Here is a 14651-nt window from a genome sequence, read left to right on the forward strand (position 1 = left end):
TAAAGAGATACTGCTAAAACCTAAAACCTAAAACCTAAAACCTAAAACCTAAAACCTAAAACCTAAAACCTAAAACCTAAAACCTAAAACCTAAAACCTAAAACCTAAAACCTTATAACCTAAAACCTAAAACCTTATAACCAAATTTTTTGTAATTCTGGCCATTGTTTTTCAAATTGCTCACTTGGGCGAGCACTAAAATTACTGCGCACAAACTGATTCATTTTACCTTCAACGTAGGCAAGCAAAAAGTTAGCTAGGGTTAACTCATCGCTTTGGAAGTTTTTACCTTCACGTAGCTTACGCTCTCTAAGAATTTGTTTAAATTGGGTTTCTAGTTTTTCAAATAAGCCCTGTACACGCTCACGAAGTCGCTCTTGCTCACCTTGTAGAGCGTCGCCTGTTAATATACGAGTAATGCCAGGGTTTTTCTCAGCAAATGTTAGCAGCAGTAATAGGGTGTTATATACGCGTGCTTTGCTTTCTTTTTCGTTATCTAAAATAAGATTAATACGTGATAGCAGGGTATCTTCAATAAATTCAATTAATCCTTCAAACATTCGCGCTTTGCTCGGAAAATGACGATAAAGAGCGGCTTCAGAAACGCCAACTTCTGCGGCAAGTTTGGCTGTTGTAATACGCTGGCCAGGGCTGGTTTCTAACATTTGTGCGAGTGCTTGCAGTATTTGCTCTTTGCGATTACTTTTTTTTGTCGCAGGCATGAACATTCCTTTTTTAATAGTTATTTTTTCTACATCAACGTGCGATAACACAGCTACCGGCCTAGTGTTTGTGCGGGCAATAACCAGTGAAGCGATATTTTCACGTATTACGTGAAGCTCTGGTACTGCGCAAGCATTAAACTATATTAGCGAAGTAAAATTACACTAAAAGGTCACAAGGCGTCATCATGTTAATGTTTTATTCAGTTTGTTTCCAGCCTTTTTATAATCGTTTGGCAAGCTGCTCGATCACTTTGATGGCTATTTCTGTTTTGCTGGTCTCAGGTAAATCGAGTTGTTCATTTTGCCAGTAAAGAGTGAGTGCGTTACGCTCTGAATTAAAGCCCAAATCACTTTTCGATACGTCGTTAGCACAAATCATATCGAGGTTTTTATTGGTTAGTTTCCCTTTAGCGTAGTTAGCAACATTTTGCGTTTCTGCTGCAAAGCCGACAGTGTAAGGGCGGCTTTGTGTAAGGTTTGCTACTGCTGCTATAACGTCTGGGTTCTTAACTAAGCTAAGAGTGAGTTCATCGCCTTGTTTTTTCATTTTTTGCGTGGCGATATTTGCTGCGCGGTAATCGGCTACAGCAGCGCACCCAATAAAGGCGTCTGATTGAGGGGCGTAACTGAGAGATTCTTGCAGTAGCTGCTCAGCACTTTCTATATTAATTAAATTAACACCTTGCGGCGCGGTAATGGTTACTGGGCCTGAAATTAAGTTAACTTGCGCGCCAAATGATAAAGCGGCTTGTGCTAGTGCATAGCCCATTTTTCCTGAGCTGTGGTTTGATATAAAACGCACCGGATCGAGAGGTTCTCGAGTTGGACCTGCGGTAATAGTAATGGTTTTACCCGCTAAGAGTTGTGGTTGCGCAGGTTCAGTGCATAAACTCACTAATTCATGCGGTTCAAGCATTCGCCCTGCACCCACATCACCACAGGCTTGCTCACCCTTACCTGGTCCCCAAACAGCAACGCTACGAGCCTTTAAAGTGGCTATATTAGCTTGCGTTGCAAGGTGTGCGTACATTTGCTGATTCATTGCCGGCGCTATGGCTATTTTTGCAGGGGTTGCGAGCAATAACGTAGTGAGTAGGTCATCAGCAATGCCTGCGGCCATTTTTGCAATAATATTGCTGGTGGCAGGGGCAACTAAAATTAAATCAGCCCATTTTGCAAATTCAATATGTCCCATTGCAGCTTCTGCTGATGGGTCGAGTAATGAGTCAGACACCATTTCACCACTGACGGCTTGCATCGTTAGCGGGGTAATAAAATGCTTTGCTGATTCAGTCATTACAACTTTAACGTCACAACCATGGTCTTTTAAACGTCTTACGAGTTCGGCACATTTATAGGCTGCAATTCCACCGCTAATTCCCAGCACTATTTTTTTATTTGTTAAATTAATCATGGTTGTTCATCAATTTTATAAAATATGCTGGCTAAAATAACAAATCTTGAGCGTGACAGCTAAGATAAAATGCGTTTTATCGCGCTAATTTTTAATTTTGCATTACAGTTATATGATACTGACCGCTTTCAAGGATGAACGATGCAATTAACCTCTCTGCCTAATTCACTCAGACCGCGAGAAAAGCTGCTAGCAAAAGGCGCTAAGGCACTCTCTGATGCTGAGCTACTGGCTATATTTTTACGTACTGGCTTACCGGGTATGAATGCGATAGAGCTGGCACAACATCTGATCAATGAAAATAAAACCCTGCATAATTTGTTTAATGCCAGCATAGATGAGTTTTGTGCGCAAAAAGGGCTGGGTACAGCTAAATACGTACAGTTACAAGCGGTACTTGAGCTGAGTCAGCGTTATATGCAAGAAGGCTTTGTTCGCGATGCCGTTTTTAACTCCCCTCAAGCTGTTTACGACTATTTAACCCTGAAAATGCGAGGCCTGCAGCAGGAGGTGTTTATGGTGTTGTATCTTGATAGTCAAAATCGTTTATTAAAAGATGAAATTTTATTTTATGGTACGATTAACGCCGCCAGTGTGTATCCGCGTGAAGTTGTTAAAGCGGCTTTAAAAAATAATGCAGCGACGGTTATTTTTTCACATAATCATCCCAGCGGTATTGCAGAGCCAAGTCAGGCCGATAAGCTAATTACCAATAAATTGTGCCAAGCGCTGCAATTAGTCGACATAAATGTATTGGATCATATTATTATTGGCGGTGAAAATTGTGTTTCGTTTGCCGAACGGGGACTTATTTAAGTTTATCGCTCGCAGATATGTGCTAAAAATGAGCGGTTTACTGTGTTTTGGCAAATTAGTTTAATTTAAATGCAGTTTTTACTTTCCCTAAGGGCATTCGATCTTTATAATTAGCCGCTATCAAATTTACACATGAGCTGGTTGGATAAGATCAGTATTTGATCTTTGCCTGTAAAAGCTGTATAAAGAGCGCCCTTCGATTTATCTCTAGGGCACAAATACATGGCCTTAGGGAAAATTAAGCTCGAGCGAAGTTATTGGAGATATATAGACATGTCTAAAGTATGTCAAGTTACAGGTAAGCGTCCAGCGGTTGGTAACCACCGTTCACACGCGAGAAACGCGACTAAACGTCGTTTCCTACCTAACCTACAAACACACCGTTTTTGGGTTGAAAGTGAAAAACGTTTTGTAACATTACGCACTACTACTAAAGGTATGCGTATTATCGATAAAAAAGGCATTGACACGGTTCTTACAGAAATCCGTGCTCGTGGCGAAAAAGTTTAAGGAACTGAATTATGCGCGATAAGATCCGTTTAGTTTCAACTGCTGGTACTGGTTTTTTCTACACTACCGACAAGAACAAGCGTAACATGCCTGAAAAAATGGAAATCAAAAAGTTCGATCCTAAGGCTCGTAAACATGTGATTTTCAAAGAAGCTAAAATCAAGTAATTTAGTTTTCTTTCAGAAATGTAAAAACCCAGCTTATGCTGGGTTTTTTGTTTTTAAAATCCACTCTATTATCCACCGACAATATACTCACCGTAATTGTGTCCATTTAATTAAACGAATTGGTATAACCAAAGAAAACATAAAGAGTATTAAATGACTTTACGGGCTAAGCTGTTGGGTGTTGTGTATTTAAAGTGAGATTGTGGGGGTGTACAAGCATATCTGGAGAGAGAACGGGGGTCTTGTTAGGGTATGAGCTGTAAGTAGCTCTAAGGCTACTTACAGCGCGGTATTTATACTTTAAAGTTCTCTACTGATATTCTTAGTTCTTCGGCTAACTTAGCCACTTCTGAACTTGAAATATTCGTTTGTACAGCACCTTCTGCTGTTTGCTCGGCAATAGCAACAATAGACTCTAAGCGTTCACTGATCTCTTGTGATACTTGTTGTTGTTCTTGTGCTGCTGTTGATATCTCTTCACTGACATTGTGCGCTTGCGATACCGCAAGAGTAATTGAATCCAGTGCACTATTAGCTAAATCACTTTGCTCAACACACGAAACCGCGCGTTCTTTACCTTTTTCCATTGCCTTAACTGCTTCTTCAGCGCCCGACTGTAGTGATTCAATCATAGATTGAATTTCTTGTGTCGACTCTTGAGTTTTACTTGCAAGCGATCTTACTTCATCAGCTACCACAGCAAACCCTCGACCGTACTCACCGGCACGTGCTGCCTCAATCGCCGCATTAAGTGCAAGTAAGTTAGTTTGCTCAGCGATACCACGAATAACGTCTAAAATACTACCAATTGAGGCGCTGTCTTTGTGTAGTTTATTAATAACACTTGATGCTTCATCAACTTCGTAAGCGAGTTGTTCAATGGTTGCTTTATTTTGATTTGAAATACCTTTAACGCGTTCAGCTTCTTTATCGGCATTTTTGATTTCGCCTAGTGCTTGTTGAGCACTGTTGCTCACTGTTTGAGAAGTACTGCTCATTTCAGTGGTTGCGGTTGCCGCTTGCTCTACTTGCGCTTGTTGATTACTAATCGCTTTGCTTGATTCACCGGTAATTGTTGAGGTTTGCTCAGAAGCGGCAGCAAGTTGTGTTGAACGCGAAATAATACCGGTAATTAAGCTGCGTAAGCTATCAATTAAGGTATTACAGCTTTTCGATAATTCACCAAATTCATCTTTTGCGCTGTCATCTAAGCGTTGAGTCATATCACCACTGGCAACAATATCTAGAATGCGGTTAACTTCAGCTAATGGCTTAGTAATACGGTTAACCGTAATAATGGCTACAAGCACAGCGATGATAGTCGCAATGATCATACCTATCCAAGTCCATAAATTAGCTGAGTTTACATCGCTGCGAACGCCTTCTTGCAAAGTAAATGCAACGCCACTGGCTTGTAATACTAATTCGTCAATTTGGCTAAGTGCTGTTTTAGTGGCTTTTTCCGATTCTTCTAATTCACGTTCAGTTGTGCTGATTGCATCAATAAGGCGTTTTTTATTCGCTGAAAGGCTATCGTTACCTAAGATATTGCTTTCAAGCGTATCTACGTAGCCTTTTAGGTCGTTAAACAAGCCGCTATGGCTTTGCTCTATCGCGGGTTGTATTAATGCAACAGTACGAACGACTTCTTCAAAATAATACACTTGTTCATTTTTAATAATATCGAGCGTGTTAAGCGTTTTAACAGTTAACATATCGGTGCTGCTGGTAACCACAGACATAAAGTTATTTTCAAGGTTATTAGCTGCTTGGTAAGCACGCGGGTGGTTATCTTCTAAGCCATCAATATCAATAATATCAAGTACCATAGAGTTAGCGTCTTCAGCCGCGAGTTCAACAGTTTCTAATTGAGCTTTGAGCTTTTTATTAAGCACTAACTGAGTGTTTTTGTCTTTCAGCAGACTCTCTATAATGTTTAAAAAACTTAAGTAGGTTTTTTCAACGTCAAGGCTGCTCTTATTTAATTGTGGGTCATCTTTTACTACCTGTTGTAGTTCGCGATGTAACTTATCAAATAATTGTTTTTGTTCTTCTATTTGTGCTTTTATTGGCGCTAGCTCTTGAGCAGATGAAGTGTGAAAACTGGCTTGAGCAGCTTTACTCATCAAAATAAATTCAGCTTGTAATTGAGCGCTCTTGTTTAATGCCGGAAGCGATAGCTGATTAACTTTTTGAGTTGAACGATCTATATTTGCTATTTTTATTAAAGAGTTACCGCCAATAATTAAAAGTAATAAAGTGATAAATATAAAACCACCCCAAATACGTTGACTCACTGTTAGATTCATATGGTTTTCCATTCAAAAATACGTCTATTAAAACTTATCGGCGCTTTCAACAATAAGTTAAGTAATTAAAAATAATTAATTTTTACTGTTAATAGTTAGTTGCTAAATTTACCGTGAAACTTCATCACACACTAAGCATACATAATTCAACTATTCGACTATGGATATAAAATAATACAAGGCAATTCTCCTCGTCCTTAATTAGATTAAGGGAGTGTTGCTATTTTTTACACTTAGTTGTGAATGGTTTGTAATTATGCAATTTAACATGCACTCTTAAACTTAACAGATGTATTAACTTTTTTCAGTTTATTTAGACAAAAGTTGTGATTTTTCTGAAAATTTTTGTTTGCTTTGTAAATCTATTAAGGTCATTGAGCCGCCCCAGACGCAACCTGTGTCTAGAGCGTACAGGTGTTTGTAGGGAGTTTGACCTTCAAGGGCAGCCCAATGACCAAAAATAAGGTCATGTTGAGCGTTAACGATTTTAGGGTGAGAAAACCAAGGAATTAATGAGTGGCTATTGGCTGTTGCTTCTTTTGCATTAAAATCAAGCAAATTATCAGGCGTAATAAAGCGCATACGGGTGAAATAATTAACGATATAGCGAAACTTTGCAGCGTCATCGAGCTGCTCACTCCATGAAAGTGGGTGAGGCTGATACATGTTTTTTAAGAAGTATTGAGCGTTGTCAGCACCATAGCATTGCTGCGCGAATTGGGCATGCTGAATGGCTTGCTCGCATGACCAATCAGGATTAAGTCCTGCGTGAGAGATAAAACAATCATACTGCTCGAAATAAAGAGCTAAAGGCTGAGTTTGTAAAAACGCGATGTAGTCGGGGAGTTTACTGCTGTTGAACAGTGTCGTTAGTTTGTCTTTAGGGTTGGGTGCAACATTGTTTAAATAACAGGCAATCATGTGTAAGTCATGATTGCCTAATGTGACGCTAACGCTGTCTTGATGTTGATAAATATAATCAAGGCACGCTTTGGAGTCTGGGCCGCGAGCAACAATATCACCTACTAGGTAGAGGTGGTCTTTGCTGGGGTTAAAGTCGACTTGCTTTAACAATAAATTAAATTCGTTAAAGCAGCCTTGTAAATCACCTATTGCGTAGTCAGCCATTAGTCGCTGTTTTAATCAGTGTAAGATATTAGGGCAAGCTAAACGGAACACATTTATGGGTGCTTCAAACTCAGCACCAAACTCGTTTCGTAAAGTGTAATGCCCTTGCATGGTGCCTACGGGAGTATCTAATATTGCACCACTGGTGTATTTGTAACTTTCACCAGGGGCTATATCTGGGGTTTCACCCACCACACCTTCGCCTTGCACTTCTACTTCTTTACCGTTGGCATCGGTAATTAACCAATAGCGGCTAAGTAGTTTTGCACTACATAAACTGTGGTTTTTTATAGTAACGGAATAAGCAAATACAAATTTATCAAGTTCAGGTTGCGATTGCTCTTCTACATAAAATGTTTCTACAGATACCTTTACAGGTGATCCCATATTACTGCTTGTTGTCATAAATCCAGTTAGCTATATCAATAAATTGTTGTAACGACAGGCTCTCAGCACGCAAGGTAATATCAATGCCAATGCTGGTTAACTCTTCAGCGGTTAAAAGGTTGCCTAGGCTGTTGCGCAGTGTTTTACGACGTTGATTAAACGCTTCTAAACAGACTGTATTTAGTATTTTAACGCTTTTAGCTGTGCGCTGTTCTGCCTTTTTAGGGATTAGACGAATAACCGCAGAATCTACTTTAGGTGCAGGTTTGAAGCACTCAGGCGGTACTTCTACTACAGGCATCGCATTACAGTAGTATTGAGTCATTACACTCAAGCGGCCAAAGGTTTTGCTGCCTGGACCTGCAACCATGCGTTTTACCACTTCTTTTTGCAGCATAAAGTGCATGTGCTCAATATGATCGGCAAATTCAAAAAGGTGAAACAACAAAGGAGTAGAAATGTTGTACGGTAGGTTACCAAATACTTTTAGCTTTTTGTCGTCTTTAACTAGGCTTGCAAAATCAAACTTCATTGCATCGCCTTGGTTTACGGTTAATTTAGGCCCTAAAAAAGGGTGTTCAATTAAACGTTGGGCTAAATCTTTATCTAGCTCAACAACCGTTAAATGGCCACTTAAATCGGCTACAGGCTCAGTAATAGCGCCAAGGCCTGGGCCAATTTCGACTAAATTATCTTGCGGCTTGGGATCAATAGCGGTGACAATTTTATCGATGATTGATTCATCGAATAAAAAGTTTTGGCCAAAACGTTTACGGGCGCGGTGTCCTAAATGTACTTTATCGGTCATTGATTCTGTGCTTTTTCATGGGCGAGCTTAATTGCTTCGCGGATCGCTAATTCAAAACTGCCAACATCAGCATCGCCTGTACCGGCTAAATCAAGCGCAGTACCGTGGTCGACTGAAGTGCGGATAAATGGAAGGCCAAGAGTTATATTCACTGACTTACCAAATCCTTTGTATTTTAGCACAGGTAATCCCTGATCGTGATACATAGCCAGTACTGCATCGGCTTCATTTAGGTATTTATCTTGAAATAATGTATCTGCTGGTAAAGGACCGATTAAGTTCATCCCTTCAGCTCTTAGTATGTCAAGTGTAGGCGTTATCGTGTCGATTTCTTCGCGGCCTAAATGGCCATCTTCACCAGCGTGCGGGTTTAAGCCACAGACTAAAATACGCGGTTGCTCAATACCAAACTTGGTTTTTAAGTCATGATTAAGAATATTAGCCACTTTAACCAGTCGCTCTTGGGTAATAGCACGAGCAACATAAGCAAGCGGGATATGCGTTGTTACTAATGCAACTCGCAGCCCTTCGGTAGCCAATAACATAACAACATCAGCGGTGCCCGACTGTTGAGCAAAGTACTCAGTGTGGCCACTAAAAGAAATACCGGCTTGGTTAATAATACCTTTATGAACAGGGCCAGTAACAACGGCATCAAAAGTACCGTCCATATTCTTCTCACTGGCGATACGAAGTGTGTCTAATACGTATTGACCGTTTGCGTCATTTAGCACACCCAGTTCAACTGACTCGGCTAAATCAATCTGTTTTATATATAAGCTGCCAGCCGCTGTAGGCATGGCTTCGGCGCTTTCATCAAATTCAATTAATTTAATGTTTAAACCTAAATGTTTAGCGCGCTGCTTTAGTAGCGATGCATCTGCAATCGCTACTAGCTGTGCATCCCAGCTGTGCTGTGCCAGTTTTAATAGCAAGTCAGGGCCAATGCCAGCAGGCTCACCAGGGGTTATCGCAATTCTTAAGGTCATAATTATTCGTCTGTTGGGAAAATTTCAACATGGGCTTGTTCGCGCATTTCTTGCTGCCAGTTAAAGCTTTCTTCTTTAAATTTACGATTAAACAACATGCCATGTGCACGATTACGTTTAGCTTGCTCGGTTTTATCAGCAACGCGTGTATCTAATAACTGTACAATGTGCCAACCATACTGAGTTCTAAATGGTTCGCTGATTTCGTTTTGATCAAGAGATAGTAATGTATCTCTAAACGCAGGTACGTAGGTAGTTGGATCAGTCCAGTCGTATTGTCCGCCTTTAAGTGCTGAGCCTGGATCTTGCGAGTGCTCTTTAGCTAGTTCAGCAAAGTCAGCATTTCCAGCACGTAAATCCTTAACAAAGCCAGTTAGCATAGTGCGGGCTTTTTCTTCGCTTAAAATAATTGAAGGCTTAATAAGAATATGACGAGATTTAACTTCTGTGGTTTCTACTACTTGGCGACCACGTACGTCTTGCACCTTAATAATGTGAAAACCTGCGCCAGAGCGAAGCGGGCCAATAATCGCATCTTTCTTTTGACCTTTTACAGCTTCTGCAAATAAAGATGGCATTTCGTTAATGCCCATCCAGCCTAATTGACCTCCCTCAAGCGCTTTTGAGCCACTAGATGAAGAAATAGCAATACGCTTAAATTCTTGGCCGTCTTGCAGCAGTTCAATTACTTTGTCTGCGCGTGTTTTTGCAGAGCTTACGTCGTCTGCACTTGCCCCGCTTGGAATATCGATAAGAATATGACCAATATCGTATTCTTCGGCATTTTGGCCTTGGCTATCCATAATTTTTAGTAAGTTATCAATTTCTTGGTCGCTTACATATATACGGCGGTCTACGTTTGCACGCGTGACTTGTTGCGTGGTTATCTCTTTACGAATTTCTTCACGGTAAGCTTGAAAGCTCTCACCCGACGCTTCAATAGTTCGACGTAAATCAGCAATTGTACCGCCTTGCTCTTTGGCCATGTTGGCAAGTGTTTGGTCAAGCTGGCTATCTGAAATCTCTAAGCCCATGCGCTCAGCCATTTGCATCATTAGCGTTTGATTAACTAAGCGCTCAATTGCTTGTACACGTAGTGTTTCGTCTTTTGGCAGCTGTTGATTTTGTTCTTCTGCTTGCTTTTTAACACGATCAACAATGGTATCTACTTCACTTTTTAAAATAACGCCTTGGTTTACAATACCAATCACTTTATCTATTTCGACCGGTGCGGCGAATGCACTTTGGCATAAGCTAAACGTTAAAACTGCTGATGTTAATAATTTTTTTAAATTCATATTCTTTTTACTACTCTTACTAATAGTACTGTTGTAATGCTAAAGGCGACTAGATTGATATAGTTATTTGTAAATTTTTACTATACAAAATGCAGCTTAGTCATTAAGAAAATACGGCCTACGATAACCAAAAATACCTTGTTGTAATAATTTTTGAGCATCATAACGGCTTTTACTACCAAGCCCTTTTAATACAAAATTCAAACGAATGCTAGAATCAAAAGTGGCTTGGGGTTGCCCAATTGACTGATTTAAATCAGTTTCAATTTGGCGGTGGCCAGTAATTTGGAACGCCCAACAGCACGATTCATACTGTAATCCACTAAATACTTCAATACTGCGGTTATTATCAAGGTCGCGATGGTAACTTGCAATAAATTGCCATTCGTCACTAATAGGGATGCTTGTAAATAAGCCCGCTTGTTCGATTGTATTTCCTGAGACATCATTTGCATAGCGATGGTTCAATTGAACCAGCTGATTATCGTCACCTTTATAATCTAAGGTTAAATTTGACTGGATAATTTGCTTGCCATCCGTGTCGTACTGAATTCCACCCGACAAATACCAGCGGCGATGCCAATGTAACATGGTTTGCGCTGCAAACAAGGCATTGTAGTTACTGTCGCTATTCAGCCCTTGTTCTGTGGGCTTGGCTGAATCACTTAAATAAAATATTTGGCCAGCACTGAAATTAAATACTTCTTCATTTTTATTATCAAATAAACGGGTGGTTGCCCCAAGCGTAAACTGATTTGCAGCGGCAATACGGTCAACACTTGAAAAACGCGCATCTCTAAATAAGCCAAAAAAGTCATCTTGTAATTTAGTGGTATCGTATAAGCCAATGTCAGATTGCTCTTTGTTAGGCGTATATAAATACTGAATTTGTGGCTCTAAGGTTTGAATACCATCGTCGATAAAAATTGAGGTATCACGCTCAAAGTTAAGCTGAGAATATAAGCGCACTTTTGGCAATGTGCGCGAAACATTATCGCTATACTGTGTACCCTGTAAATCACCGTCTTGTTTATAGTTAGTTTGCAATAAGCTCACTTCAGATAAAAACGACCAGGCATACTCTTTGTAATCAAAGCGTGCTTTAGGTTCTATATGCACGCGAGTTGCTTGATCAATAACCGCTGAGCTATTAGTAAAGTGGCTCAGCTCCCCTGAAACAGTAAAATCGAAGTAATCAATTTTCCACGGCGTAGTTTGTGTAAAGCTAACTTGAGGTAAGGCTGTATATGACTCTAAGTGGTCACCGAGTACTTCAAAGTTTTGTATTTTTATATCAGTACGCCACATCTCGCCCATGTGAGTTAGTGAGCCGGTACGATAAAGCTGAGTATCGGTTTTACTTGCATAAGTTGAGTTTAAATCAGTGAGGTAGTTATCATCACTGACATTGGTAATATCAATACTGGCTCGCCAGTCTTCGCCTATATAGCTTTTTTGTTGCCAATGAAACAAAAAACGCTCGTCAAGCTCAGGTTCTGAGTCATCTTTATTTAAGTATTCGACAGCCACTAAACCTTGGTGTTCTGGAGTTAGATATCTAAATTCAGTTTGTAGCTGTAAACCTTTACGTGACATATAACGCGGCGTAATGGTTGCATCATAGTTTGGAGCAATATTCCAATAATAAGGCGTAATAGTCTCTAACCCATAACGATCTGAACTTGAAAAGCTGGGCGTTAATAAGCCTGACTTACGGCGCTCATCGAGTGGGAAAGTAAAATAAGGTAAATAGAGTACTGGCGTGTCTAAAATACGAAGCACCGCATTGTAGGTTTCACCCCAGCCTTCTTCTCGTGATAAATTAATTTCGTCGGCTTCAATAGCCCACACAGGCGTATTACCTGGGCAAGCAGTAAAGCTTGCATTCATCAGCATTAAGCCAGACTTGTCTATGGTGAGTTTTTCCGCGCCGCCTTTGCCTTGCTGTTGTGTTAGGCTGTATTGTGCGCCTAATAAGCTAAAGGCTGAGTTGTTTAAATCGGCGTTTAAGCCCGCACTTTGAACTTTGCTCACATAATCGCGATAGGTAATAGGGCCGGTGGCATTGAGTAAGCCGCGTTGTTTATCAATCAGTGCTGATTGTGCGGACAAACTCATGTTAACGGTGTTAATATCAACATTACCAGTAAATTCAGCGCTTTGTGTGCCTAAAAGCTCAACGTCATCAGCGCTGATATCAACCGTTCCAAGCTCAAGGCCAGCTAGCGGTTGCCAAGCTCTGGTTTGCATTGAAGTGCCACAAAAGTTGTGTGTCAGTTCAGTTTCGGCAAGCGATGGTGCGCTCAGTACGCTTAGCATCAAAATGCCCCAGGTTTTGCTCATTTATCGACCTTTATGCTCTGTGATTAGTTACAAGCTATACATAATAAAGGAAAACAATAGCAAAGTAATTAGTGAAAAATAGATAGCTTATAAAATGACACGTTTTGAGAGTTTACAACAGTTTATTAATACTCACTTTAGTGAGCAATCCTGCGCGCTTAATGCAATAACCGCAGATGCCAGTTTTCGCCGTTATTATAGGTTAAGCGCTGAAAATAAAAGCTTTATTGTGATGGACTCAGATCCAAAAAAAGTTAACAACGTCCCTTATATTGCATTAAATAAGGTGTTTTCTGAGCAGGGGTTTTTATTACCATCCATTATTCATAGTGATGAGCAGCAAGGTTTTTTTATTTTAAGTGATTTGGGTAACACCCATTTAGCTGACTTGCTTGATGATGCCAATCGCAGCGAGCATTACCAGCAGCTGATCAGTTTAAGTGCCAAGTGGGCTAAAACGCCTAAAGCTCCGTCAATGAATCCGTATGACCATGACTTTATTGCACTTGAGCTGGATATTTTTAAAAATTGGTTAGTTAATGATTTTATTAGTACAGAGCTCAGTGCTGAGCAACAAAATATATGGCAAACAAGTGCTGCGCTGCTAATCAATACACTGCTTGAACAACCTACAGTGACTATGCATCGCGATTACCACAGCCGTAATATTATGCGCTGCGAGCAGCAATGGGCAATTATTGATTATCAAGACGCGGTACAAGGTCCGTTATGTTATGACTTAGTCTCGCTTTTAAGAGATTGTTATTTTAAATTGCCCAACGACGAGCTGACTCATTTACTTGAGTTTGGTTATGACGAATTTAAGCGCCAAAGTTTAATAACTAACGAGTCATTCGCACAATTTAAGTATTGGTTTGATTTAACCGGCTTGCAGCGCCATTTAAAAGCAGCGGGTATTTTTTGTCGCTTGTATTTACGGGATGGTAAAAAAGGTTACTTAGCGAATATACTACCGACACTAACTTATATTGTTGAAGTGGCGGCAGAGTACCCAGAGCTTAGTGATTTGTCTGATTGGGTAAAAAGTTACGTGGTACCAAAAGTACAGCAGCGGTTAAAAGAGGAGCAACTATGAAGGCCATGATCTTAGCGGCAGGACGCGGTAAACGTATGATGCCGCTCACCGCACAGTTGCCAAAACCTATGTTATGTGTGGCAGGTAAACCGCTAATTGAGCATCATATTATGCGCTTAAAAACAGCTGGTATTACGCAGATTGTGATTAACCTTGCGTGGCAAGGAGACAAAATAAAAACCTACTTTGCAGATGGCAGTGCATGGGGTGTAAGTATTACCTATAGCCAGGAAGTAACTGGCGGGCTTGAAACTGCAGGCGGTATTATTCAAGCACTTCCTTTATTAGGTGAGTCATTTATTGTTATTAATGGTGATGTTTACAGCGACTACGATATTAGTGCATTAATGCAGCTGCATTTACAGCCAAAAGAAGCGCACATTGTATTGGTTGAAAATCCTGCGCATAACCCAGAGGGTGATTTTACGCTAAGCCACTTACCTAATAGTGAACAGCGCTATACTTTTTCTGGTATTGGCCGTTATCAGGCTGATTTCTTTGAAGGGCTGGCCTCAGGTATTCGCCCGTTAGGGCCTTTACTGCGTGAAAAAATAAATGAACATTTAGTCTCCACTGAACTCTATATTGGCCAATGGGACGATATAGGCACACCAGAGCGTTTATCGGCTCTTAACCAACAATTAGCACCATAAGCTAAATA

Annotated in this window: 14 protein-coding genes; 5 read left to right on the top strand and 9 right to left on the bottom strand. The window is 40.4% G+C overall.

Annotated elements, in window-relative coordinates:
- Positions 1-134: 134 nt before the first annotated feature.
- Together slmA and coaBC are read right to left on the bottom strand one after the other, a co-directional pair.
- Positions 135-722: a nucleoid occlusion factor SlmA gene (slmA, locus tag CWB78_RS13280; RefSeq protein ID WP_008113236.1), complete on the bottom strand. Its 588-nt coding sequence runs from the start codon at positions 720-722 to the stop codon at positions 135-137.
- A 223-nt stretch (positions 723-945) separates the two neighbouring features.
- On the bottom strand, positions 946-2139 hold the full coding sequence (coaBC, locus tag CWB78_RS13285) for a bifunctional phosphopantothenoylcysteine decarboxylase/phosphopantothenate--cysteine ligase CoaBC (RefSeq protein ID WP_138596018.1): 1194 nt from the start codon (positions 2137-2139) through the stop codon (positions 946-948).
- Between the two features lie 141 nt (positions 2140-2280).
- Between coaBC and radC the strand changes: the two genes are divergently transcribed.
- The 3 genes from radC (at position 2281) to rpmG (ending at position 3632) form a co-directional block, all read left to right on the top strand.
- Complete coding sequence (gene radC, locus CWB78_RS13290) at positions 2281-2955, top strand: RadC family protein (protein WP_138596020.1); 675 nt, start codon at positions 2281-2283, stop codon at positions 2953-2955.
- A 273-nt stretch (positions 2956-3228) separates the two neighbouring features.
- Positions 3229-3465: a 50S ribosomal protein L28 gene (rpmB, locus tag CWB78_RS13295; protein ID WP_008464111.1), complete on the top strand. Its 237-nt coding sequence runs from the start codon at positions 3229-3231 to the stop codon at positions 3463-3465.
- Positions 3466-3476: 11 nt separating this feature from the next.
- Positions 3477-3632 (top strand): 50S ribosomal protein L33, encoded by a 156-nt coding sequence (gene rpmG / locus CWB78_RS13300; RefSeq protein WP_004587947.1) that lies wholly within the window; start codon positions 3477-3479, stop codon positions 3630-3632.
- A gap of 293 nt (positions 3633-3925) precedes the next feature.
- Here the strand turns inward: rpmG and CWB78_RS13305 are convergent, their stop codons facing one another.
- From CWB78_RS13305 to lptD, 7 genes are all read right to left on the bottom strand, one after another.
- Positions 3926-5941 carry a methyl-accepting chemotaxis protein gene (locus tag CWB78_RS13305; RefSeq protein ID WP_010391635.1) on the bottom strand — a complete coding sequence of 672 codons (2016 nt, stop codon included), beginning with the start codon at positions 5939-5941 and terminating at the stop codon, positions 3926-3928.
- Between the two features lie 309 nt (positions 5942-6250).
- Entirely contained in the window at positions 6251-7069 is an 819-nt protein-coding gene (locus CWB78_RS13310) for a symmetrical bis(5'-nucleosyl)-tetraphosphatase (RefSeq protein WP_054201932.1), read from the bottom strand.
- A gap of 15 nt (positions 7070-7084) precedes the next feature.
- Entirely contained in the window at positions 7085-7474 is a 390-nt protein-coding gene (gene apaG / locus CWB78_RS13315) for a Co2+/Mg2+ efflux facilitator ApaG/CorD (protein ID WP_041709470.1), read from the bottom strand.
- Positions 7458-8264: a 16S rRNA (adenine(1518)-N(6)/adenine(1519)-N(6))-dimethyltransferase RsmA gene (gene rsmA, locus CWB78_RS13320; protein ID WP_010391631.1), complete on the bottom strand. Its 807-nt coding sequence runs from the start codon at positions 8262-8264 to the stop codon at positions 7458-7460. The genes apaG and rsmA overlap by 17 nt, the downstream gene beginning before the upstream one ends.
- Positions 8261-9253 carry a 4-hydroxythreonine-4-phosphate dehydrogenase PdxA gene (pdxA, locus tag CWB78_RS13325; protein ID WP_138596022.1) on the bottom strand — a complete coding sequence of 331 codons (993 nt, stop codon included), beginning with the start codon at positions 9251-9253 and terminating at the stop codon, positions 8261-8263. The genes rsmA and pdxA overlap by 4 nt, the downstream gene beginning before the upstream one ends.
- Positions 9254-9255: 2 nt before the next feature.
- On the bottom strand, positions 9256-10551 hold the full coding sequence (gene surA, locus CWB78_RS13330) for a peptidylprolyl isomerase SurA (RefSeq protein ID WP_010391628.1): 1296 nt from the start codon (positions 10549-10551) through the stop codon (positions 9256-9258).
- A 96-nt stretch (positions 10552-10647) separates the two neighbouring features.
- On the bottom strand, positions 10648-12894 hold the full coding sequence (lptD, locus tag CWB78_RS13335; protein ID WP_138596024.1) for an LPS assembly protein LptD: 2247 nt from the start codon (positions 12892-12894) through the stop codon (positions 10648-10650).
- Between the two features lie 94 nt (positions 12895-12988).
- Between lptD and CWB78_RS13340 the strand changes: the two genes are divergently transcribed.
- Both CWB78_RS13340 and murU read left to right on the top strand, forming a co-directional pair.
- The gene (locus CWB78_RS13340) at positions 12989-13990 is read left to right on the top strand and encodes an aminoglycoside phosphotransferase family protein (RefSeq protein ID WP_138596026.1); all 1002 of its coding nucleotides are present in this window, start codon (positions 12989-12991) and stop codon (positions 13988-13990) included.
- A complete protein-coding gene (gene murU, locus CWB78_RS13345; protein ID WP_138596028.1) occupies positions 13987-14643 on the top strand; it encodes an N-acetylmuramate alpha-1-phosphate uridylyltransferase MurU in 657 nt (218 codons plus the stop codon). Before CWB78_RS13340 ends, murU begins: the two co-directional genes overlap by 4 nt.
- The last annotated feature ends 8 nt before the right edge of the window (positions 14644-14651 follow it).

Source organism: Pseudoalteromonas sp. S1612 (assembly GCF_005887175.1).
In the GTDB taxonomy this organism is placed as follows: domain Bacteria; phylum Pseudomonadota; class Gammaproteobacteria; order Enterobacterales; family Alteromonadaceae; genus Pseudoalteromonas; species Pseudoalteromonas undina.

What these genes read in the sequence shown, in the direction of transcription:
- CWB78_RS13305 (WP_010391635.1), bottom strand. Translation starts at nt 5,941, where the DNA reads ATGAATCTAACAGTGAGTCAACGTATTTGGGGTGGTTTTATATTTATC.
- apaG (WP_041709470.1), bottom strand. Translation starts at nt 7,474, where the DNA reads ATGACAACAAGCAGTAATATGGGATCACCTGTAAAGGTATCTGTAGAA.
- slmA (WP_008113236.1), bottom strand. Translation starts at nt 722, where the DNA reads ATGCCTGCGACAAAAAAAAGTAATCGCAAAGAGCAAATACTGCAAGCA.
- rpmG (WP_004587947.1), top strand. Translation starts at nt 3,477, where the DNA reads ATGCGCGATAAGATCCGTTTAGTTTCAACTGCTGGTACTGGTTTTTTC.
- CWB78_RS13310 (WP_054201932.1), bottom strand. Translation starts at nt 7,069, where the DNA reads ATGGCTGACTACGCAATAGGTGATTTACAAGGCTGCTTTAACGAATTT.
- rpmB (WP_008464111.1), top strand. Translation starts at nt 3,229, where the DNA reads ATGTCTAAAGTATGTCAAGTTACAGGTAAGCGTCCAGCGGTTGGTAAC.
- surA (WP_010391628.1), bottom strand. Translation starts at nt 10,551, where the DNA reads ATGAATTTAAAAAAATTATTAACATCAGCAGTTTTAACGTTTAGCTTA.
- pdxA (WP_138596022.1), bottom strand. Translation starts at nt 9,253, where the DNA reads ATGACCTTAAGAATTGCGATAACCCCTGGTGAGCCTGCTGGCATTGGC.
- murU (WP_138596028.1), top strand. Translation starts at nt 13,987, where the DNA reads ATGAAGGCCATGATCTTAGCGGCAGGACGCGGTAAACGTATGATGCCG.
- CWB78_RS13340 (WP_138596026.1), top strand. Translation starts at nt 12,989, where the DNA reads ATGACACGTTTTGAGAGTTTACAACAGTTTATTAATACTCACTTTAGT.
- rsmA (WP_010391631.1), bottom strand. Translation starts at nt 8,264, where the DNA reads ATGACCGATAAAGTACATTTAGGACACCGCGCCCGTAAACGTTTTGGC.
- lptD (WP_138596024.1), bottom strand. Translation starts at nt 12,894, where the DNA reads ATGAGCAAAACCTGGGGCATTTTGATGCTAAGCGTACTGAGCGCACCA.
- radC (WP_138596020.1), top strand. Translation starts at nt 2,281, where the DNA reads ATGCAATTAACCTCTCTGCCTAATTCACTCAGACCGCGAGAAAAGCTG.
- coaBC (WP_138596018.1), bottom strand. Translation starts at nt 2,139, where the DNA reads ATGATTAATTTAACAAATAAAAAAATAGTGCTGGGAATTAGCGGTGGA.